Below are 21,691 nucleotides of genomic sequence, written 5' to 3'. Positions count from 1 at the left end.
GGCGTCACGGGCCAATCCCGGTCAGACGAAGATCAGGTCGTTGCCCAGCCCGTCGATCGTCATGTTGCGCACCGTCAGCACGTCACCGTCCCCAAGATCGAAGACGACGTTCGCGCCGATCTGTGCGGCATGGTCCCGCGCCTGCGCCAAGCTGGCGATCCCGAAGTCGACCATGCGGATCGTGTCGATGTCGTCCTGAAAATCCATGACCGCATCGCGCCCGGCACCGTGACCGAAGACGAAGACATCGGCCCCCGCGCCGCCCCACAGCTGATCGCGTCCCGCACCGCCGTTCAGGCTGTCGTTTCCGGCCCCACCGTCCAGGCGATCATCGCCCCGCCTTCCGTGAAGGATGTCCGCACCGAACCCGCCGCAAATCACGTTCGCCCGGGCGTCGCCCAGCAGGATGTCGCGGCCCATCCCGCCGTGAATGTTCTCGACATTGCGGATCACGTCGGCCCCGTGCCCCGTGGCCTGCGCGCCCGTCATGGCCAGATCGATCCGCGCGGCCCGCGCCTGACCCATGAACGAGACCCAGTCCGTTCCCGCGCCACCATCGATCGTGTCGTTGCCCGCCCCGCCCCAAAGCATGTCGTCGCCGACCCCGCCATGCAGGACGTCGTTTCCGTTCCCGCCGAAAAGGCTGTCGGCCCCGCCGCCCCCGGCGATCATGTCCGCGCCACCCGCGCCGCGCAGGATGGTATCGGCCCCATTTCCGGTCATGCGGTTGGCCAGATCGTTGCCGACACCGGTCACCCGCCCCGTGCCGGTCATCACCAGATGCTCGACATGGGCGGACAGCGCGTGGGACACGCCGGCATGCACCACGTCCCGACCGCCATTCGCCGTTTCGACCACCCGGTCACCCGCGTTGTCGACGTGATAGACGTCGTCGCCGGCCATGCCGTACATCCTGTCGGCGCCCGCCATGCCGTCGATGACATCATTGCCCGACAGCCCAAACATCGTGTCACTTGCCGCGGTCCCGCGCAGGCGATCGCCGCCCGCGCTGCCAATGATGCTGCCCGGAGGGGCATCGGCGGGGAACAGCGGAAAGCCGGGGACCGGATCGGGGGTCGGACCCGGCCCGCCGACCACGGGGCCGGGGGGAACGCTACTGCCGTATTCGCCGGGCCTGATCTCTGCCCCGGCAATGCGGGCGACCAGGGGTTCTCCGGGATCTCTCCATCGTCCGGCCCAGCTTTCCTGCCCCGGCGCCACCGCCCACAGATCGACATAGCTGGACATGGGGCCGATGTTCCAGATGCCGCCGGGCATGTCGGCAGCGCTGAATTGCGCCACGATACGCCCATCGACATAGAAGACGGCGGAACGGTCGGTCACGGTGACTTCGTAGGTGTGAAAGCCTTCCGCCGCGTCAAAGCCCAGGTCGATCACCGCGCGCCGCTGGCCGGCGTCATTCAGCGTGATGTGGTTTCCGGCAGCGTCCTCCATGTGGATGGCCAACTGGACCTGCGTGGTGTCGCCACCCACGAATTCGAAATCGAATTCGACCCAAGGCTGATGCTGCCAGTCCGCCTTGTAGGTGAACAGTCCGAATACCGCGCCCGGCTGCATGTCGGGGGCCTGCACGGTCCATCCCCATGTTCCGGTGGTGGCGATCTGGGCGCCCTGAATCTCGCCGCCCTGATAGGGACGGGGCGATCCGGATGGGGACCGGCCCAAGACTAGTTCGATGGCACCATCCGCGCCGACGCGGACATTGTCGTCCGACCACTGCATGATGCTTGATTGCCCGGCCGCCCAGTCCGAGATCAGCCAGCTGTCATTGTCGTGCTGTTCGCCGATCTCGTACAGATCGAGGGCAGGGGCGGTCGGGGTCGTGGTCATGCTCACCTCAGATGGTCGCAGGGACGGCGGCGGCCGAGACGGGCAGGCAGCACGCGGTCCGATCAGGAAGCCGGAAGGTTCAGTATGACCCCGACACCCTAATGCAACTTTAACGCGATCTTACGCTGCGCGGTTTGTGCTTTGCCCCATGTGGGACGAACGCAAGCTAAGGAACGACGTCGGATCTGCCAAAACAACGCGATATTCTGTCGGCGAGCTGTATCAATGGCCCTGTTAAAAGAGATCGGAAGATCCAGCAGGAGACACACTGCGTTGCGTGCTGCCCCTGTGGGAATACGGTTCGCCAATCTAATCTACGCGATAATTGAGGCGTAGAGTGGGAAGTGTACCGTCGTATAAGGCGTAAAATTTTGATACGCTTGCTATTTTATCGAGATTCTAAAAAGGTTTCAGAAAGCAGTCGCGCACGACGACTATGGCAATTTCAAGACTTTTATTAACAACTTAAGCGTGAATTATTAATTCATATTCAACCTTATATTATATTGACGTATTGCACCATATGCACAAGTCTAAGACGTGCGTATCGATTGTCAGAGATAAGGTCCGTCCCGTCGCCGGTCGTTCCCTTGTGTCACAGGTTACCAGTCAGGCAACGTGCCCGTCCGTCATGACCTCTGGTCTGTGCGGACGGGCGTCCGCGATGCCGACGCCCAAGCAAATGCCAGCACCGAGAATCCTCCGCAGAGTGCATAGGCCGTCAGGCATTCCCAATATGCGAACCCGTTGAACAGGAACAGCATCATGACGCCGATGGCCACGGCTAGGGCAAAGGCAAGATTGGCTGCGATCATCCGACCCCTCCATTCGATAGCCGACCCCCTGCAAGGACAGGTGGCCACAGCATTTCATTCAGAAACCAGGATGCAAGCAGAGGACCGTTTCGATCTTGGTTAATTGATCGTACCATGGACATTGGCAAAACGCCTAGGCAGAGGTGACATCCGGGACAAAAGCGGCGAAATCATGCCGTTACATGGTTCGATTTTCACGGATTGCTGCCGATGCCTCAGTTTTCGGCAAGCGTGACGGTACGTCGGCTAACAATTGCAAACTGATCCGGGCGGGTATCCCTTGTCGCCGTGCGCTACAAACAGCGCATCCTGTCGTCTTCAACGGCAACCGGCGATATGCCTCAAGCGACCCTATCAAAATCCAAAATACGCGTGATTACTCGAACATGTGATGAAACCTTGGGGTAGGGGCGTTGCCTGCCTTGGCCCCGGCCGCTAGGCTTGAGGGCAACGCAAATGTGATTTCCGGAAGTGCCGCCCTTGACCCAGACCCGCCCCCTTGCTGCCCTGCTGCGTCTTGCCGTGCTGGCTGCGCTGACGACGGGAACCGCCCTGCCGGCTCTGGCGCAGGACGGCCCGCCCGAACCGAAGCCGACGCAGCAGCCTGCGCAGATCAGCGGCCTGGCCGGCCCCTATCTTGCCGCCCGCATGGCGACCGTCGAGAACGACTTTCGCGCGGCGGCGCGCTATTTCGTCATGGCGTCGGCGCAGGATCCGCAGGACGTCTATCTGCAGGACAGCGCGCTAGTCGCGCTGGCATCGGCGGGCGATGTCGATCAGGCGGTGGCCATGGCCGAACGGTTGTTCGACGAGGATCGTCCGACGGAACTGGCCGGCCTTCTGCGCCGCGCGCAGTTGGTCCGGGCCGAGGACTGGCAGGGCGTGGTCGACCTGATCGATGCGACCCATGCGCCGGACGTCCCGCTGGACCAGGACCTGATGGACGGCACCATCCGTGCCTGGGCGCTGCTGGGTGCGGGACGCGCCACCGACGCCATCGCGGCGTTCGAGGCGATGGCCGCGAATGCGGACCTGGCCCCCATCGTAAACTATCACCTTGCGCTGGCCCGGGCGCTGGCCGGGGACTATGAGGCCGCCGACCGCCTGATCGTGCAGTCCGAGGCCAGCGGCCACCTGATGGGCCTGACCGCCCGCGTCCAGATCCTGTCGCAACTGGATCGCGGCGACGAGGCGCTGGCGCTGCTGTCCCAGATCGACGGGCTGGAGGCCGAGCCGCAGTTGCTGGCCCTGCGCCAGCGCCTGGAACAGGGGCAGCCGGTGCCCTTCGACGTGGTGGGCGGCCCGGCGGACGGAATCGCGCATCTGCTGCTGTCCTTTGCCTCGGCCCTGTCCAGCAGCCCGGACCCGGAACCGCTGGCGCTGATCCATGCGCGCCTGGCGTCCTGGATCGCGCCCCAGAACCCCGAGGCCCGGCTGACCACCGCGCAGCTGCTGCAGGACCGCCAGCAGTTCGACCTGGCCGAGGCCGAGTTCGATGCCGTCCGGCGCATGGGCGAGATGCGCCCCCAGGCCGAGCTGTCGCGCATCGACGCCCTGTCGCGCGCCCAACGCCCCGCCGAGGCGGAGCGCGCGGCCCTGGCGCTGACCGCGGCCTATCCGGGCTTGGCGCAGTCCTGGATCGCGCTTGGCGACGTGACCCGCCAGCAGGAGAAATACGCCGAGGCGATCCCAAGCTATGACCGGGCGCTGGACCTTCTGGCCGACGCCCCGCCCGAGGCGCGCTGGTTCCCGCTTTACGCGCGCGGCATCTCGCTGGAGCGTGTGGGCCAGTTCGACCGCGCCGAGGCCGACCTGCTGGCCGCGCTGGAGATCCGCCCCGATCAGGCCAGCCTGCTAAACTATTTGGGTTATTCCTGGATCGACCGGAACCAGAACCTGGACCGGGCGCTGGACATGATTAAGCGCGCGGTCGAGCTGTCGCCCGGCGACGGCTATATTCTGGACAGCCTGGCATGGGCCTATTTCCGGCTTGGCCGCTATCAGGAGGCCGTGGCCCCGATGGAGCAGTCCATCGCCACGATGGCCGCCGATCCGCTGGTCAACGACCACCTGGGCGACATCTACTGGATGGTCGGCCGCCACCGCGAGGCGCAGATCCAGTGGCAGCGCGCCCTGTCGCTGGAGCCCGGCGAAAGCGGAGAGGTCGATGCCGACCGCATCCGCGCCAAGCTGGATCGCGGCCTGAACGCGGTGATGGACGAGGAGGACGGCCCCGTCGCCAGCCACCCCACCCAGGCCCCGCAGACCGAGGCCGACGCGGCCGAATGATCATCGAGGCGGCCCCCGCCAAGCTGAACCTGGCGCTGCACGTGACAGGTCGGCGGCCCGACGGCTATCACCTGCTGGATTCGCTGGTCTGCTTTGCGGCGGTCGGCGACAGCATCGCCCTGACCCCCGGCCCGCTGTCCCTGAGCATCGACGGCCCCTTCGCGGCGGGTCTGTCAACCGACGACAATCTGTGTCTGCGCGCCGCGCGTCTGGTCGGGGGACAGGCCGCGATCCGGCTGAACAAGGCGCTGCCCGTCGCCTCGGGCATCGGGGGAGGGTCCGCCGATGCGGCGGCGGTGCTGCGCGGGCTGGCGCGGATGGGCCATCCGCTGCCCGATGGGACCGAACGGCTTGGCGCCGACGTGCCGGTCTGCCTGGCCTCGACGCCCGCGCGCATGCAGGGCGTCGGAGAGGTGCTGACCCCGCTGCCCGCCCTGCCGCCGCTGCACCTGGTGCTGGTCAATCCCGGCATCGCGGTGCCCACCCCGGCGATCTTCGCGGGCCTGCGGTCGCGCGACAATCCGCCCCTGCCGCCCATTCCCGCCTTTGCCGATGTCGATGCGCTGCTGGGCTGGCTGGGCAGCACCCGGAACGACCTGCAGCCCCCCGCGATTGCCGCGGCGCCGGTCATCGCCGACGTGCTGCGGGCGCTGGATGGGCAGGGCGCGGGGCTGGCGCGGATGTCGGGATCGGGGGCCACCTGCTTCGGCATCTTTGCCGACCCCGGCGCCGCGGAGCGCGCGGCTGCGGCCCTTGCGCGCAACGGCTGGTGGGCGGTGGCGACCGAACTGGCATCCGCCCCGGCGCGCGGCTAGACTGCGCCCGACCCGATCCCGGAGGAACCCATGCTGCGCCTTGGCGTCAACATCGACCACGTCGCCACCATCCGCAACGCGCGGGGCACGCCCTGGCCCGACCCGCTGCGGGCCGCGCTGATCGCCCAGGCCGCGGGCGCGGACGGCATCACCGCCCATCTGCGCGAGGATCGCCGCCATATCAGCGACGCCGACATCGACGCGCTGATGGCCAACCTGACCCAGCCCCTGAACTTCGAGATGGCCGCCACGATGGAGATGCAGGCCATCGCCCTGCGCCATCGTCCGCATGCCGTCTGCATCGTTCCCGAGAAGCGCGAGGAGCGTACGACCGAAGGCGGTCTGGATGTCGCGGGCAACGACAACGCGCTGGCCGGATACATCGCGCCGCTGCGCGAGGCCGGTTGTCGGGTGTCATTGTTCATCGGTCACGAACCCGCCCAGATCCGCGCCGCCGCCCGGATCGGCGCGGCGGTGGTCGAACTGCACACCGGCGCCTATTGCGACCTGGACACCGAGGGCCGCCACGCCGAGCGTGACGCCGAACTGGCCGCCCTGCGCGAGGGTGCCGCGCTGGCCCATGACCTGGGGCTGGAGGTCCATGCGGGCCACGGGCTGACATTCGATACGGTCGGTCCCATCGCGGCCATTCCCCAGGTGGCCGAGCTGAACATCGGGCATTTCCTGATCTCGGAATCGGTGTTCCTAGGGCTGGAGGGCGCGATCCGCGAGATGCGCGCGCGCATGGACGCGGCGCGGGCGTGATCCCTTTCCTGTCCAGAGCCCCATCGGGACGTACGGCATGATCCTTGGCATCGGCACGGACCTGGCGAACATCGACCGCATCCAGGGGACGCTGGACCGCTTTGGCGACAGGTTCCGCAACCGGGTCTTCACGCCGACCGAACTGGCCAAGGCTGCCCGCCGCGCCGACGAGGCCGGCACCCTGGCCAAGCGGTGGGCCGCCAAGGAGGCCTGCTCCAAGGCACTTGGCACGGGTCTTGCCATGGGCATCAGCTGGCGCGACATGGCGGTGACGAACCTGCGGTCGGGCCAGCCGGTCATGGCGCTGACGGGCTGGGCCGCGGACCGGCTGGCGGCGATGACGCCCGCCGATCATCACGCGGTCGTGCATGTCACGCTGACCGACGACCACCCCTGGGCGCAGGCCTTCGTGGTGATCGAGGCGCGTCCCGGCCCTGCGCCTGCTTGACTTTGACCCTGTGCCCGGCCCATGAACACGCGACGCAGGGCCCCCGGCCCGAGGGATAAGAGGACCACGCGGAATGGCAACGGCAGCGCCCGAGAAAAAGGACGGCATCTGGGAGACGATCAAGACGATCTTCTGGGCGCTGGTGATCGCGGGCATCTTCCGCACGCTGTTCTTCCAGCCCTTCTGGATCCCGTCGGGCAGCATGAAGGACACGCTGCTGATCGGTGATTTCCTGTTCGTGAACAAGATGGCCTATGGTTATTCCGCGCACAGCTGCCCGTTCTCGATGTGCCCGATCAGCGGCCGCATCCTGGAACGCGAACCGGCGCGCGGCGACGTTGCCGTGTTCCGCCACCCGACCCGCAACGTCGATTTCATCAAGCGCGTGATCGGCCTGCCAGGCGACACCGTGCAGATGCGCGGCGGCCGCCTGTGGCTGAACGGAGAGCCGGTCCAGGTCACCCCCGCCGGCGAGTTCATCGAGGTCAAGGAACAGCAGGGGCCGCAGGGCCTGATCCCGCGCTGCGTGAACGACCCGGTGCCCGAGGGCGGCGACTGCATCAGCGAACGCATGACCGAGACGCTTCCGGGCGGCAACACCCATGACATCTTGAACATCGTCGATGGCTGGGTGGCCGACGACACGCCGACCTTCACCGTCCCCGAAGGACAGTACTTCTTCATGGGCGACAACCGCGACAACTCCGAAGACAGCCGTTTCCCGGCCGAGATCGGCGGCCTGGGCTTCGTGCCCGCCGAATACCTGATCGGCCGCGCCGACCGCATCATGTTCTCGTCGGCGGGGCGGTCGCTGCTGTATTTCTGGACGTGGCGGTCCGACCGCTTCTTCAAGGCGGTGAATTGACGCCCTCGGCCGACATCCGGGCCTTCATGGCCCGTCTGGGGCATGAGTTCGCGCGGCCCGAACTGCTGATCCGCGCGCTGACGCATGGCTCGATCGCCAGCGTCACGCGGCCCGACAACCAGCGGCTGGAGTTCCTGGGCGACCGCGTCCTGGGTCTGGTCATGGCCGAGGCGCTGTTCACCGCAGACACCGCCGCCAGCGAGGGCCAGCTTGCCCCGCGCTACAACGCGCTGGTGCGCGGAGAGACCTGCGCCGCGGTGGCCCGCGAGCTGTCCCTGGGCGACGTGCTGAAGCTGGGTCGGTCCGAGATGCTGTCGGGCGGGCGTCGCAAGGATGCCCTTCTGGCCGATGCGATGGAGGCCGTGCTGGCCGCCGTCTATCTGGATGCGGGCTTCGATGCGGCCCGTCAGGTCGTGTTGCGCCATTGGGCGCCGCGCCTGGCGCGGGTCGATGCCGACAGCCGCGACGCCAAGACCGCTCTGCAGGAATGGGCCCAGGCCCAGGGCATGCCGCCCCCCGTCTATGAACAGACCGAACGCAGCGGCCCCGACCATGCGCCGGTCTTCCTGATCACCGTGCGGCTGGAAGACGGCCGCGACGCGCAGGCCCGCGGCACGGGCACCAAGCGCAGCATCGAACAGGCCGCCGCGCAATCGCTGCTGGACCGGCTGGAAGGACTGACATGACCGACGACGACATCGCCCCCGATCAGCCGCCCGCGGCGCAACCCGACGGGCCCACCCGCGCGGGCTTCGTCGCCCTGATCGGAGAGCCCAATGCGGGCAAGTCCACGCTGCTGAACCAGATGGTCGGCGCCAAGGTCAGCATCGTGACCCACAAGGTCCAGACGACCCGCGCACGCATTCGCGGCATCGCCATGCACGGCCCCGCGCAGATCGTCTTTGTCGACACGCCGGGCATCTTCCGCCCGCGCCGCCGGCTGGACCGCAGCATGGTCGCCGCGGCCTGGGGCGGGGCGTCGGACGCCGACATCGTGCTGGTCCTGGTCGAGGCGCATCGCGGCCTGACCGACGGCACGCAGGCGATCCTGGATCAGCTGGTCGACCTGGGCAAGGGGACGCCCGTCGCGCTGATCATCAACAAGATCGACCGCGTCAAGGCCGAGACCCTGCTGGCCCTGTCCCAGCAGCTGAACGAGGCCTATCCCTTTGCCGAGACGTTCATGATCTCGGCCATGCGCGGCCATGGCTGTCAGCAGCTGCGCGGTTGGCTGGCCCGCAGCCTGCCCGAAAGCCCGTGGCTGTACCCCGAGGATCAGATCGCCGACCTGCCCATGCGCATGATCGCCGCCGAGATCACCCGCGAGAAGCTGACCCTGCGTCTGCACGAGGAGATCCCCTATCAGCTGACGGTAGAGACCGAGGCCTGGGAGGAGAAGGACGACGGCAGCGCCCGCGTCGAACAGGTCGTCTATGTCGCCCGCCAGGGCCACAAGGGCATCGTCCTGGGCCGCGGCGGAGAGACGATCAAGGCCGTGGGCCAGGCCGCCCGCGTCGAGCTGGAGGAGTTCATGGGCCGCCGCGTCCATCTGTTCCTGCAGGTCCGCGTCCGCGAGAACTGGGAGAACGAGGCCGAACGCTATGACGAGATCGGCCTGAACTTCCGCGACGGCGATGGCTGAGGCCCGCCTGGCCGCGTCCCTGTGGGTCGCGGCCTATCTGGCTCGCCTGGCGCAGGCCGCCATCCCCGCCTATGTGCTGGCGCGCGGCGACGACACGGCGGGGGCGATCGCGGTGAAATGCGCCCATCTGGACGGCACCGCCGCGCTGTGGATGCGCGAATGGGACATGGATAGCGACACCCGTCCCTGGGTCGCGACCGACAGGGGCACCGAGCGTGACATCGACGCTGCCATCGCCCGCCAGCGGTCCCGCGACCGCGACCTGTGGGTGATCGAGATCGAATCGCGCGACGGCACCACGCTGCTGGATCGCGACGGGCTGTTCTGACCTCTGGCGGGGTCGCCGTTTGCAGAATATGCATCACGCCATGAGCAGCACCCCGCAAACCGATTCGCCCAAGGGCCTTGCCTATGCCGTCGCGGCCTATGGGCTGTGGGGGTTTCTGCCGATCTACATGAAGGCGCTGGCCCATCTGCCCGCGGCCGAGATCATCGCCCATCGCATCGTCTGGTCGCTGCCCATCGCGGCGGCCGTCCTGTTGTGGCAGGGCCGCGCGGCCGAGGTCGGCCAAGCCCTGCGCCAGCCGCGCCTGCTGGCGATGGCGGCGCTGACGGCGGTTCTGATCTCGGTCAACTGGATGATCTATGTCTGGGCGATCTCGAACGATCACGCGCTTGACGCGGCGCTTGGCTATTACATCAACCCGCTGTTCAGCGTGTTTTTGGGCGCGACCCTGCTGGGGGAACGGCTGACGCGGGGGCAGGTCGCGGCCATCGCGCTGGCGGCCACCGCGGTGATCGTGCTGACCGTGCAGGCGGGCAGCCTGCCGGTGGTGGCGATCGGCCTGACGCTGTCCTGGGGCCTCTATGCCTATTGCAAGAAAAGCCTGCCGCTTGGCCCCAACCAGGGCTTCACACTGGAGGTGCTGCTGCTGACCCCGCTGGCGGCGGGCTTCCTGATCTGGCAGACGCTGCAGGGCCAGTCGCATTTCACTGGCGCCGGCTGGGGCCAGGCGCTGTTGCTGCTGGGATGCGGGCCGGTCACGGCGATCCCGCTGCTGTTCTATGCCAACGGGGCCAAGCTGATCCGCCTGTCGACCATCGGCATCCTGCAATACATCGCGCCGACGATGATCTTTCTGTGCGCGGTGGTGCTGTTCGGCGAACCCTTCGACGGGGCCCGCCTGATCGCGTTCCCGATGATCTGGGCGGCGCTGGTCATCTATTCCGTGACGCTGGTCCGCCAGGCGGGCCAGAGACGCCGCGACCGTCGCGACCTGGCCGCCCGGCGCATGCAATAGGCACCCCATGCCGGCGGGGCGCGCGACCGTGGCCCGCGTGACGCCCTCTGGCCCCCGCAGGCCGGATCGCGCAAGCTGTGTCGGCGGACCCGGAGGCTGTGATGGAATGGCAGGCAGAAGGCACCGTGATCGGCCGCCGTCCCCATGGCGAGACGGCCGTCATCATCGACGTGCTGACCCTTGAACACGGGCGCCATGCTGGGGTCGTCCCCGGTGGGGCATCGCAGAAACGCGCCGCCATGCTGCAGCCCGGCGCGCGGCTGACCCTGCGCTGGCGCGCGCGCCAGTCGGACCAGCTGGGCAGCTTTGCCGCCGAGCCGCTGCGCATGCGGGCGGGGCTGATGGCCGATCCGACCGCGCTTGCCGGCCTGAACGCCGTCTGCGCGCTGCTGGTCTTTGCGCTGCCCGAACGCGATCCGCACCCGATGCTGGTCCAGCGGACCGAGGCGCTGCTGGATCAGATCGAGGCGGGTGCCGACTGGCCGCCCGCCTATCTGGCGTGGGAGATGCTTCTGCTGGACGAAATGGGGTTCGGCTTGGACCTTGCCAGCTGCGCGGTGACCGGCGCGACCGAGGGGCTAGCCTATGTCAGCCCAAGATCAGGCCGTGCGGTCAGCCGGCAGGGGGCGGGGGACTGGGCCGACCGCCTGCTGCCACTGCCGGCGGTCATGGGCGGGGCGGGCGACAATCGCGGCCGCGACCTGGCCCAGGGGCTGGCCATCACCGGGCATTTCCTTGAACGGCGGATGGCGCCCGACCTGGTCGGACGCCCCTTGCCCGCCGCGCGGGGGCGGCTTGTGCGGCGCCTGCTGCGGCCCGCCGCGGGGCCGCAGGACGGCTGAGGCCTACTGGTTGCCGCGGGCGGCCGACAGCGCGTCGGTGGCCTGTTCAGCGGGGCGGCCGCTTTCGAAGATCAGCCAGGTCGGGCCCTTGATGCGCAGAACGCCGCCATAGAACTCCATCGAATTGGCCTGCTGCAGCGCCTCGAAGAAGCGCTGTTCGACGGCCAGATCCTTGCAATCGGTGACACCGGTCGTCTGCAGCGGCTCGAAGGCGACGGCGGGCAGGGGGACGGTGTTCTTGGCCGCATAGCCGTTGCACGGCCCGCGACCGGACACGCCCTCGGGGCGGGTCGTCAGGGTGATGTTGCGCAGCGGCACGGTGCCGTTGCCGATGCCCACCAGCACATAGTCGTTGGCCGGGATGCCGCCCATCGGGTCGCCCGCCGGTTCCGAGCAGGCGGACAGGGTCAACGTGGCGATGGCGGCCAAGGCAAGGGCGGGGCGGATCGTCAGGGACATGGGCAGGCTCCTATGGGCGCAGACAAGCGGGGCTGAGGTGGTCTAGCGTCATTTTCGGCGCCGATCCAGCCCGCGCGCGCATCAGCCCAACAACCTGCGCGCGATCACCTGGGCCTGGATTTCTGCCGCGCCTTCGAAGATGTTCAGGATGCGGGCATCGCACAGCACCCGGCTGATCGGATATTCCAGCGCGAAACCGTTGCCACCGTGGATTTGCAGGGCATTGTCGGCCGCCGACCAGGCCACGCGGGCACCCAGCAGCTTGGCCATCCCGGCCTCGACATCGCAGCGGTGACCGTGATCTTTTTCCCACGCGCTGAAATAAGTCAGCTGCCGCGCGATCATGATTTCGACAGCCATCATCGCCAGCTTGTCGGCCACGCGGGGAAAGGCCGCCAGCGGCTTGCCGAACTGCCTGCGGTCCAGCGCATAGCGCAGCCCCAGGTCCAGCGCGTTCTGCGCCACCCCGATCGCGCGCGCGGCGGTCTGGATGCGGGCGGATTCGAACGTCTCCATCAGCTGCTTGAAGCCGCGGCCCGTCTCTCCGCCCAGAAGGTTCGCGCCGTCGACGCGGAACCCGTCAAAGGCAAGCTCGTATTCCTTCATCCCGCGATAGCCCAGGACCTCGATCTCTCCGCCGGTCATGCCGGGGGTGGGAAAGGGGTCGGCATCGGTGCCGGGGGTCTTTTCGGCGATGAACATCGACAACCCGCGATAGTCGTCGGTCGCGGGATCCGTGCGCGCCAGCAGGGTCATGATATGCGTGCGGGCGGCATGGGTGATCCAGGTCTTGTTCCCGGTCACCACCCAATCGTCGCCGTCCCGGACCGCGCGGGTGCGCAGGCTGCCCAGGTCGCTGCCGGTGTTGGGTTCGGTAAAGACCGCGGTGGGCAGCGTCTCGCCGCTGGCCAGGCGCGGCAGCCAGTGCGCCTTCTGCGCCTCGGTGCCGCCGCACAAGATCAGCTCGGCCGCGATCTCGCTGCGCGTGCCAAGAGAGCCCACGCCGATATAGCCGCGCGACAGCTCCTCGGACACGACGACCATCGCGGCCTTGGACAGGCCCAGGCCGCCGAATTCCTCGGGGATGGTCAGGCCGAAGACGCCCAGTTCGGCCAGTTCGCTGATGATCTCCATCGGGATCAGCTGATCCTGCAGGTGCCAGCCATGGGCATGGGGGGCGACCTTGTCGTCGCTCCACCGGCGGAACTGGTCGCGGATCATCTCCAGATCCTCGTCCAGGCCGCTGGCGCCAAAGATCGCGGCGCCAGCGTCGCGCGCCATCAGGGCGGCCAGTTCGGCCCGCGCCTCGGGCGTGTTGCCCGCCATCAGCGACAGCGCCTGTTCCGACGGCTGCCACGTCACGCCCAGATCGGACAGGCGCGCGAATTCGGTCTGGCTCATCGGTATGCCGCCCAGGATCTGGGTCAGGTATTCGCCCATGCCGATGCTGGTGATCAGCGCCTCGACGGGGCCGTCCACGCGCGCCGACCAGTCGGCCAGCTGGCGCAGCGACATGACATAGGTGGCCAGCCAGGACAGGGCATGCGCCGCATGCTGGTGCCGCTCCAGCGCGTCGGCGTCGACGCGGCCGTCCACCGTCACGCGGGCGCGCAGGGCCTCCTTGGCGCGGGCCAGCAGATCGTCCAGTTCGGACAGGACGGTCTGGGACTGATGGGTCATGTCTTTCATCGATTCATCCTTTCGCGGCATTGCAGCATGGGTAGCGCCTTCGCACCTGCAGCGCAACAATTTTGCGTCGAGTGACCGACTTGCGACCTAATGTGTCGCACTGGATTCGCGTGTCGCTGATCCGTCAAAGCGGCCTTTTCCTTTCCCGGCGTCGCGGTTAGCGTGCCCCCATGTTCGGACTGGAGCCTTGGCAATTCGTGGCGGCCTTCGGGGTTACCGCCTTCGCGGGCTTCGTGAAGGGGGCCCTGGGCTTTGCCATGCCGATGATCATGATCTCGGCCTTCGGGTCGATCATGCCGGCGCCGGTGGCCCTTGCGGCGATGATCCTGCCGACGCTGTTCACCAACATCCAGCAGGCCGTGCGCGACGGGCGGCCCGCCGCCGTGGCCTCGGCCGTCAAGTTCCGCCTGCACATCGCGATGGTCGGCATCTTCATCTGCGTCTCTGCCGGGTTCGCGGCGGTGATCCCGCAATGGGTGATGTACGCGCTGCTGGGCGTGCCCATCACGCTGTTCGCCCTGTGGCAGCTGTCGGGCCGCCCGCTGGTCCTGAACCTGCGCCACCGCAGGCGGGCCGAGGGGTGGTCGGGCGTCATCGGCGGACTGTACGGCGGCATCTCGGGCATCTGGGGGCCGCCGCTGATCGTCTATCTGCTGTCGGTGGGCACCGAAAAGCGCGAACAGGTGCGGGTGCAGGGCGTCGTGTTTTTGATCGGCGCGGTCGTCCTGACCGTGGCGCACCTGTTTTCCGGCCTGCTGAATGCATCGACCCTGCCCCTGTCCGCGGTCCTGTGCATCCCGGCCTTTGCGGGGATGATGGCGGGGTTTGCGCTGCAGGACCGGCTGGATGTCGAACAGTTCCGCCGCTGGACGCTGCTGCTGCTGATCCTGACCGGGCTGAACCTGATCCGCCGCGCCTTTGATCTCTGGAGCCTGTGATGCCTGACGCCGCCGACCTGACCGCCCGCCTGATCCGCTGCCCCTCGGTCACGCCCGAGGAGGGCGGCGCCCTGGTCCTGCTGCAGGAGGTGCTGGAGGAGGCGGGCTTCGACTGCCACCGCGTCGATCGCAACGGCACGCCGAACCTGTTCGCGCGATGGGGCGCCAAGGGGGCGCGGGCCATCGGCTTCAACGGGCATACCGACGTGGTGCCGCCGGGTGATCCGGCATCCTGGACGCATCCGCCGTTCTCCGGCCACTGGGACGCGGACGACGTGATCTGGGGCCGGGGTGCCACCGACATGAAATCCGGCGTCGCGGCCTTTGTCTGCGCCGCGGTGGATTTCGTGCGCCAGACGCCCCCGGACGGGGCCGTGATCCTGACCATCACCGGCGACGAGGAAGGCCCGTCCCGCGACGGTACCATCGCCCTGCTGGACTGGATGGCCGCGAACGACGAACGCATGGAAGCCTGCATCGTCGGAGAGCCGTCGAACCCCGAGGTGATGGGAGAGATGATGAAGATCGGCCGGCGTGGATCGGCCACCTACACCATCACCGCCAAGGGTCGTCAGGGGCATGCCGCCTATCCGCACAAGGCGCTGAACCCGTTGCACACGCTGACCCGCTATCTGGCCGACCTGACCGCCGAACCGCTGGACCAGGGGACGGATCATTTCGACCCCTCGGGGCTGCAGATCACCACGATCGACTGCGGCAACCCCGCGTCGAACGTGATCCCGGAAAAGGCGGTGGCGGTGGTCAACATCCGCTTCAACGACCTGCATACCGGGGCGGGCCTGCTGGACCGCCTGCGCGACCGCGCGGCGGCGGTGCAGGCGCAGACCGGCGTGATGCTGAGCGTCGAGGCCCAGATCTCGGGCGAGGCGTTCCTGACCGCGCCCGGCCCCTTCGTCGACATGGTGCGCGGCGTCGTCCAGCAGGAGACGAACCGGCAGCCGGTCCTGTCCACATCGGGCGGCACCTCGGACGCGCGCTTCGTCAAGGATCACTGCCCGGTGGTGGAATTCGGGCTGGTCGGTGCCCACATGCACCAGGTGGACGAACGTGTCCCCGCCCAGCAGGTTCGCCAGTTGCAGGTGATCTATCAGCGTATCCTGGAAAGGTTCTTTGCATGACCATCGTCGAGACGACCGACCTGGCCGCCTGCCACGCGCTGCGCCGCACCGTCTTCATCGAGGAGCAGAACGTCCCCGAGGCCGAGGAGATGGACGACCTGGACGGCGACGCCGTCCACCTGCTGGCGACCGATGCGGAGGACCGTCCGGTCGCGACCGCGCGCCTGCTGGTCAAGGACGACATCGGCAAGATCGGCCGCGTCTGCGTGCTGGCCGACCAGCGCGGCACCGGCATGGGGGCCGCCTTGATGCGGGCCGCCATCGACGCGCTGGCCGCGCGCGGCGTGCGCCAGGTGCGGCTGGGATCGCAGACCCATGCGATGGGTTTCTATGAAAAGCTGGGCTTTGTCGCCGAGGGCCCCGTCTATGACGACGCGGGCATCCCGCATCGCGACATGGCCCTGGACCTGAAGTGAGCCGATGACCCAGACCCAGATCCCCAGCAAGGCGCAAATCCTCGAATGGGTGTCCGACAATCCGGACGCCAATTCCAAGCGCGACATCGCCAAGGCCTTCGGCATCAAGGGCGCCGCGCGGATCGAGCTGAAGCGGCTGTTGAAGGAGCTGGAGGCCGAGGGCCATCTGGAGCGCCGCCGCCGCCATTACCTGGACGCCGAGACGCTGCCGCCGGTGACGGTCCTGGAACTGCTGGCGCCGGACGGGTCGGGCGATCTGTTCGCGCGACCGCTGGAATGGTCGGGGACCGGGCCGATGCCGCGGATCCTGTACGCGCCGCTGAAGGCCGATCCGGCCCTGGGCCGCGGCGACCGGTTCCTGGGCCGGCTGATGCCGGTTCTGGGCGAGGACTATCAGTACCGCGCCCGCCTGATCCGCCGCATCACGGCCAGCGCGAACCGCATCACCGGCATCTTCCGCAAGGACAGCGAGGGCGGCCGCATCCTGCCCATCGACAAGGGCCAGGACAAGGAATGGCGCGTCCGTGCCGACGCCACCCTGGACGCCGAGAACGGCGAACTGGTGCAGGGCGAACAGATCGGCCCACGCGGCCGCATGGGCCTGCCGCAGGCGCGCATCATCGAACGTCTGGGCGATCCGTCGGCGCCCCGCGCGGTCAGCCTGATCGCGATCCACCAGCACGGCATCCCCGACGAATTTCCGCAAAAGGCGCTGGACGAGGCCGAGGCCGCCAAGCCCGCGCCGCTGAAGGGGCGGGACGACCTGCGCCATCTGCCGCTGGTCACCATCGACCCGTCGGACGCGCGCGACCACGACGATGCGGTCGCGGCCTTCGTCGAGGAGGACGGCGGCGCGACGATCTGGGTCGCCATCGCCGACGTGGCCCATTACGTCCGCCCCGGCAGCGCGCTGGACCGCGAGGCCTGGGGGCGCGGCAACTCGACCTATTTCCCCGACCGCGTGGTGCCGATGCTGCCAGAGGCGCTGTCGGCGGACCTGTGTTCGCTGCACGAGGGCGTCGACCGACCCGTCCTCGCGGTCGAGATGCGGCTGGACGCGCAGGGCAACAAGACCGGCCACCGGTTCCACCGCGCCATGATGAACAGCCGCGCCAGCCTTGCCTATGAGCAGGCGCAGGCGGGCGCGGACGGGGTGCCCGACGCGCAGACCGCGCCGCTGATGGACGACGTGATCCGCCCGCTGTGGCATGCCTATGGCCTGCTGAAGGGCGCGCGCGAGCGCCGCCAGCCGCTGGAACTGGACCTGCCGGAACGCCGGATCGAGCTGTCGCCCGAGGGACGCGTCACGGCCGTGGCGTTCCGCGAACGCCTGGACGCGCACAAGCTGATCGAGGAGTTCATGGTCCTGGCCAACGTGGCCGCCTCCGAGGAGCTGACCCGTCACAAGCGCCCCCTGCTGTTCCGCGTCCACGAGGAGCCGAGCCTAGCCAAGATGGACGCGCTGCGCGAGGTGGCCCAGGCCTCGGGGTTCACGCTGGCCAAGGGGCAGGTGCTGCACACCAGCCACCTGAACCGCCTGCTGTCCCAGGCCGAGGGCAGCGATTTCGACGAACTGATCAACATCAGCACGCTGCGGTCGATGACCCAGGCCTATTACCACCCCGAGAATTTCGGCCATTTCGGCCTGTCGCTGAAAAGCTATGCGCATTTCACCTCGCCCATCCGGCGGTACGCCGACCTGGTGGTGCACCGGGCGCTGATCAGTGCGCATGGCTGGGGCAAGGACGGGCTGACCGAGGATCAGGTCGAACGCCTGCCCGAGACCGCGACCCATATCAGCGAGACCGAGCGGCGATCCATGGCCGCGGAACGCGACACGACCGACCGCTATCTGGCGGCGTTCCTGGCCGAACGCGTGGGCACCGAGATGACCGGCCGCATCAGCGGCATCCAGAAGTTCGGCGCCTTCGTCAAGCTGGACGAGACGGGGGCCGACGGGCTGCTGCCGATCCGCGCCATCGGGCAGGAGTATTTCCACTTCGACCCCGACCGCCAAATGCTGATCGGCAGCGACACGGGCCTGGAGATCGGCATCGGACAGCGGGTGACCGTGCGCCTGGCCGAGGCGCTGCCCCTGACCGGGGGGCTGCTGCTGGACCTGCTGGAGCTGGAGGGCGCGACCCTGCCGCGCGGTCCGTCCAAGGGACGCCGCGGCGGTGGACCGGGTCGCATGGCCGTCAAGTCGCGGCTGGCCGAGATCAAGCGCGCCACCAAGCGGCGGCGCAAGCGCTGATCAGCTTTCGCGGAACGCGCGATTGAAGTAGTCGGCCAGCGGCTTCATCAGGTAGGCCATCGGGCTGCGGTCGCCGGTCTGGATATAGACCTCGACCGGCATGCCGGGCACCAGCGCCAGCCCGCCCAGCTTGTCCAGCTGGTCGGGCGGGATCGAGACCTCGGCCCGGTAATAGGGGGTCCGCGTCGCCTCATCCATCAGGGCATCGGCGGAGATGCGGTCCAGCCGCCCGTCGATTTCCGGCGTGGTGCGCGACGAGAACGCGGAAAAGCGCAGGACGACCGGCTGGCCCAGCTGGATCTCGTCGATGTTGATCGTCGCCACGCGCGCGCCTATCACCAGCGGGCGGTCCTGCGGGATGATGTAGAGCAGCGGGTCGGCGGGCCGGATCACCGACCGCGGCGTGGTGACCTGCATGTTGTAGACGACGCCCGACACGGGGGCGCGGATCTCCAGCCGGTCCAGCTGTTCGGTCAGGCTGCGGCGGCGTTCGGCCAGCTCCAGCTCGCGATAGCCCAGATCGCCCAGTTCCGTCTCGGCCATCTCGCGGCGTTCGGCGGCCAGGCGCAGGCTCTGGATCTGCAGTTCGGTCTGGCGGATCGCGGCCGAGGCGCGGCTGGCCTGCAGCGACCCCAGTTCACCGTCGATGCGCGCGGCCTCGCGCTCGAGGGCCAGCACGCGGCTGGCCTGGGCCAGCCCCCGGTCCAGCAGGCTCTGCTGGTCGGTCAGCTCGCGCCCGATCAGGTCGCGCTGCGTGCCCAGGGCGGCGAACTGGGCGTCGATGCCATCGACCTCGGAATCGATCTGGTCGGATTGCTTGGCCAGCTGGTCCAGAGACTGGCGCAGCGTGTCCAGCCGCGTGCGGAACAGGCTGGTCTGTCCCGCGATCAGATCCTGCAGCGCCGGCGACGCGGTCGCGGCCTGCACCAGTTCGTCGGGAAAGGTGATCGTGTCGGCATCGGCGCGTTCGGCCTCCAGCCGGCCGCGGCGGGCCAGGATCTCGAAATACTGGCCCTCGACGATGGTGTGCTCGGTGCGCAGCAGCGTGCCGTCCAGCGTCAGCAGCAGATCGCCCGCGGCGACGGTGCTGCCCTCGGATGTGGCGATGTCCTGGACCACGCCGCCATCGGGATGCTGGACGATCTGGCGCTGCTGTTCGACCTCGACCTGGCCACCCGCCACGACCGCGCCCGAGATGCGCGTGGACATCGCCCAGACCGTGAAGCCGCCCACCAGCACCAGCACCGCCACCACGCCCGCGATGATCGGGCCGCGCACCGGCCAGCGCCGGTCGCCCGAGGCCGCGCGTGTCCGACCGCGGCTCATGCGACGCCCCCACCCTGGCCCGAGGTCTGGGCCTGACGGATCTGGGCCGAATTCTGCACCATCTGTTCCAGCACCTTGTCACGCGGGCCGAAGGCGCGGCGGACGCCGCCCTCCAGCACCAGCAGGTTTTCGCATTCGTTGATCGCGGCGGGACGGTGGGCCATGATGATGACCGCGCCGCCCTGCGACTTCAGCCGCCGGATCGCGGCATTCAGCGCCTCGGACCCCAGGTTGTCCAGGTTCGAGTTCGGCTCGTCCAGAACCAGCAGCACGGGGTCGGGATAAAGCGCGCGGGCCAGGCCGATGCGCTGAATCTGGCCGCCCGACAGACGGCCCGCCGTCTGGCTGATGCGCGTGTCGTATCCCTGCGGCAGGTCCAGGATCATCTGGTGCGCGGCGGCCGCCTGTGCGGCGCGCACCACCTGGTCGGGGTCGGGGCGGTCGGAAAGGCGGGCGATGTTTTCGGCGATCGTGCCGTCGAACAGCGTCACCTGCTGGGGCAGATAGCCGATCAGGCCGCCCAGCACGTCGGGGTGGTACTGGTCCAGCGTCGCGCCGCCCAGACGGATGCTGCCGCCGCCCACGCGCCACGCGCCGATCAGCGCCCGCGCCAGCGTCGACTTGCCCGCGCCCGACGGGCCGATGACCCCCAGGGCCGTGCCAGGCGCCACGCCGAAGCTGACGCCGCGCAGGGTGGCCTGCCCCTCTCCCGGCGGGGCGACCGAGAGGTTGCGCACCTCCAGCCGGGCCTCGGGGCGGGGAAGGGGGGTGCGGACTGGATCGGCCGGTTGGCGCGACAACAGGCCCGCCAAGCGGCCCCAACCGTCCTGCGCGGCCTGGACCGACGGCCAACCGCCGACCAACTGGTCCACCGGGGCCAGCGCGCGGCCCATCACGATGGAGCTGGCGATCATCGCGCCGGGCGTCAGTTCCTGGCGCAGCACCAGCCAGGCCCCCGCTGCCAGCATCGCGCTTTGCAGAAACAGCCGGAAGGTCCGCGAAAAGACGCTGAACCCCGCCGACAGGTCCCCGGCGCGAACCGCATTGTCCTGTGATTCAGACCGGGCCAGGCGCCAGCGGGCGAAGGTGGCGCCACGCATGCCCAGGGCGCCGATCACCTCGCCCTCGTCGCGATAGAGGTCCGCCATGCGCTGCGCCTGCGCGCCGGACTGGGCCGAACCCTGCAGCGGCGCGCGGGTCAGGACGCGGTTCAGGATTGTGGTGCCGACCAGAATCCCGCCGCCGACGGTCGCGACGATGCCCAGGACCGGGTGGAACAAGAAGACCGCCGCCAGGAACAGCGGTGCCCAGGGCAGGTCGAAGAAAGCCAGCATGACCGGCGACCCGATCAGCCGCTGGACGGAATCCAGGTCGCGCATCCCGCCCGCCGTGGCGGCCGATTCGTCGCCGCGCAATGCGCCCTCGCGCAGGGCGGCGTCGAAGACGCGACCCTCCATCCGGTCCTGGAACCGCGCGGCGATCCGCTGCATCACGCGGTTGCGGATGATGTCGATGGCACCCATCAGCGCGAAGAGGAAGATCACCAGCACGAACAGCGCGGTCAGCGTCTCGACGCTGCGCGAGGCCAGCACACGGTCATAGACCTGCAGCATGAACAGCGGCCCGGTCAGCATCAGCAGGTTCACGACAGCCGAGAAGACCCCCACCGACAGGAACAGCGGCCACCCCGTGGCGCGCGCCTGGCGCAGTTCCCGGGCCCCGTCCGTCAGGTTCGCAGCCTTGGCCATACGTCTTGCCCCGAAAATGCCGCGCCGATGGCGGGGCTTGCCTCGTTACCGCGGCGACCATATCACCACGCAGGGCTTATGCCAGCCTG

20 protein-coding genes are annotated in these 21,691 nt (G+C 68.5%); 14 read left to right on the top strand and 6 right to left on the bottom strand.

From position 1 onward, the window contains the following. Positions 1-21 precede the first annotated feature (21 nt). Positions 22-1,851, bottom strand: coding sequence for a family 16 glycosylhydrolase (locus tag LZ686_RS08265; protein ID WP_349547472.1), 1,830 nt, complete (start codon positions 1,849-1,851; stop codon positions 22-24). 629 nt (positions 1,852-2,480) lie between these two features. Beyond that, positions 2,481-2,666: a hypothetical protein gene (locus LZ686_RS08260; RefSeq protein WP_046000793.1), complete on the bottom strand. Its 186-nt coding sequence runs from the start codon at positions 2,664-2,666 to the stop codon at positions 2,481-2,483. Positions 2,667-3,146: 480 nt separating this feature from the next. Here LZ686_RS08260 and LZ686_RS08255 point away from each other — a divergent pair, with 480 nt between their 5' ends. The 10 genes from LZ686_RS08255 (at position 3,147) to recO (ending at position 11,633) form a co-directional block, all read left to right on the top strand. After that, a complete protein-coding gene (locus LZ686_RS08255) occupies positions 3,147-4,955 on the top strand; it encodes a tetratricopeptide repeat protein (RefSeq protein WP_239441263.1) in 1,809 nt (602 codons plus the stop codon). Next, positions 4,952-5,770: a 4-(cytidine 5'-diphospho)-2-C-methyl-D-erythritol kinase gene (locus tag LZ686_RS08250; protein ID WP_349547471.1), complete on the top strand. Its 819-nt coding sequence runs from the start codon at positions 4,952-4,954 to the stop codon at positions 5,768-5,770. The genes LZ686_RS08255 and LZ686_RS08250 overlap by 4 nt, the downstream gene beginning before the upstream one ends. Positions 5,771-5,800: 30 nt before the next feature. Next, a complete protein-coding gene (locus tag LZ686_RS08245; protein WP_045981026.1) occupies positions 5,801-6,535 on the top strand; it encodes a pyridoxine 5'-phosphate synthase in 735 nt (244 codons plus the stop codon). A gap of 37 nt (positions 6,536-6,572) precedes the next feature. Continuing rightward, positions 6,573-6,983 (top strand): holo-ACP synthase, encoded by a 411-nt coding sequence (gene acpS, locus LZ686_RS08240; protein ID WP_045981025.1) that lies wholly within the window; start codon positions 6,573-6,575, stop codon positions 6,981-6,983. Positions 6,984-7,056: 73 nt separating this feature from the next. Continuing rightward, complete coding sequence (gene lepB / locus LZ686_RS08235) at positions 7,057-7,848, top strand: signal peptidase I (RefSeq protein ID WP_045981024.1); 792 nt, start codon at positions 7,057-7,059, stop codon at positions 7,846-7,848. Then, positions 7,845-8,534 carry a ribonuclease III gene (gene rnc, locus LZ686_RS08230; RefSeq protein WP_127897782.1) on the top strand — a complete coding sequence of 230 codons (690 nt, stop codon included), beginning with the start codon at positions 7,845-7,847 and terminating at the stop codon, positions 8,532-8,534. The genes lepB and rnc overlap by 4 nt, the downstream gene beginning before the upstream one ends. Further along, a complete protein-coding gene (gene era / locus LZ686_RS08225; protein ID WP_273744298.1) occupies positions 8,531-9,490 on the top strand; it encodes a GTPase Era in 960 nt (319 codons plus the stop codon). Before rnc ends, era begins: the two co-directional genes overlap by 4 nt. Next, a complete protein-coding gene (locus LZ686_RS08220; protein WP_349375472.1) occupies positions 9,483-9,818 on the top strand; it encodes a DUF1491 family protein in 336 nt (111 codons plus the stop codon). Before era ends, LZ686_RS08220 begins: the two co-directional genes overlap by 8 nt. 40 nt (positions 9,819-9,858) lie before the next feature. Continuing rightward, complete coding sequence (gene rarD / locus LZ686_RS08215) at positions 9,859-10,791, top strand: EamA family transporter RarD (protein ID WP_349547470.1); 933 nt, start codon at positions 9,859-9,861, stop codon at positions 10,789-10,791. Positions 10,792-10,889: 98 nt separating this feature from the next. Beyond that, entirely contained in the window at positions 10,890-11,633 is a 744-nt protein-coding gene (recO, locus tag LZ686_RS08210) for a DNA repair protein RecO (protein ID WP_139599373.1), read from the top strand. Between the two features lie 3 nt (positions 11,634-11,636). Here the strand turns inward: recO and LZ686_RS08205 are convergent, their stop codons facing one another. Then, positions 11,637-12,092, bottom strand: coding sequence for an META domain-containing protein (locus tag LZ686_RS08205; RefSeq protein WP_052714564.1), 456 nt, complete (start codon positions 12,090-12,092; stop codon positions 11,637-11,639). An 81-nt stretch (positions 12,093-12,173) separates the two neighbouring features. Further along, complete coding sequence (locus LZ686_RS08200; RefSeq protein WP_502921991.1) at positions 12,174-13,772, bottom strand: acyl-CoA dehydrogenase family protein; 1,599 nt, start codon at positions 13,770-13,772, stop codon at positions 12,174-12,176. A gap of 179 nt (positions 13,773-13,951) precedes the next feature. Between LZ686_RS08200 and LZ686_RS08195 the strand changes: the two genes are divergently transcribed. Genes LZ686_RS08195 through rnr form a run of 4 tightly spaced genes read left to right on the top strand, consistent with a single transcriptional unit; the run spans position 13,952 to position 18,528 of the window. Continuing rightward, on the top strand, positions 13,952-14,719 hold the full coding sequence (locus tag LZ686_RS08195; RefSeq protein ID WP_046000800.1) for a sulfite exporter TauE/SafE family protein: 768 nt from the start codon (positions 13,952-13,954) through the stop codon (positions 14,717-14,719). After that, a complete protein-coding gene (gene dapE, locus LZ686_RS08190) occupies positions 14,719-15,858 on the top strand; it encodes a succinyl-diaminopimelate desuccinylase (RefSeq protein WP_349547468.1) in 1,140 nt (379 codons plus the stop codon). Before LZ686_RS08195 ends, dapE begins: the two co-directional genes overlap by 1 nt. Next, positions 15,855-16,274, top strand: coding sequence for a GNAT family N-acetyltransferase (locus tag LZ686_RS08185; RefSeq protein WP_046000802.1), 420 nt, complete (start codon positions 15,855-15,857; stop codon positions 16,272-16,274). Before dapE ends, LZ686_RS08185 begins: the two co-directional genes overlap by 4 nt. Positions 16,275-16,278: 4 nt before the next feature. Further along, a complete protein-coding gene (gene rnr, locus LZ686_RS08180) occupies positions 16,279-18,528 on the top strand; it encodes a ribonuclease R (RefSeq protein ID WP_349547467.1) in 2,250 nt (749 codons plus the stop codon). On the opposite strand, the gene LZ686_RS08175 is transcribed toward rnr, so the two are convergent. Beyond that, entirely contained in the window at positions 18,529-19,854 is a 1,326-nt protein-coding gene (locus tag LZ686_RS08175) for an HlyD family type I secretion periplasmic adaptor subunit (RefSeq protein ID WP_349547466.1), read from the bottom strand. Next, a complete protein-coding gene (locus LZ686_RS08170; protein ID WP_349547465.1) occupies positions 19,851-21,602 on the bottom strand; it encodes a type I secretion system permease/ATPase in 1,752 nt (583 codons plus the stop codon). The genes LZ686_RS08175 and LZ686_RS08170 overlap by 4 nt, the downstream gene beginning before the upstream one ends. Positions 21,603-21,691 lie beyond the last annotated feature (89 nt).

It is taken from the genome of Paracoccus sp. NFXS7 (genome assembly GCF_040148865.1).
GTDB lineage: Bacteria > Pseudomonadota > Alphaproteobacteria > Rhodobacterales > Rhodobacteraceae > Paracoccus > Paracoccus marcusii.
This window is presented reverse-complemented; position numbering and strand designations above follow the sequence as displayed.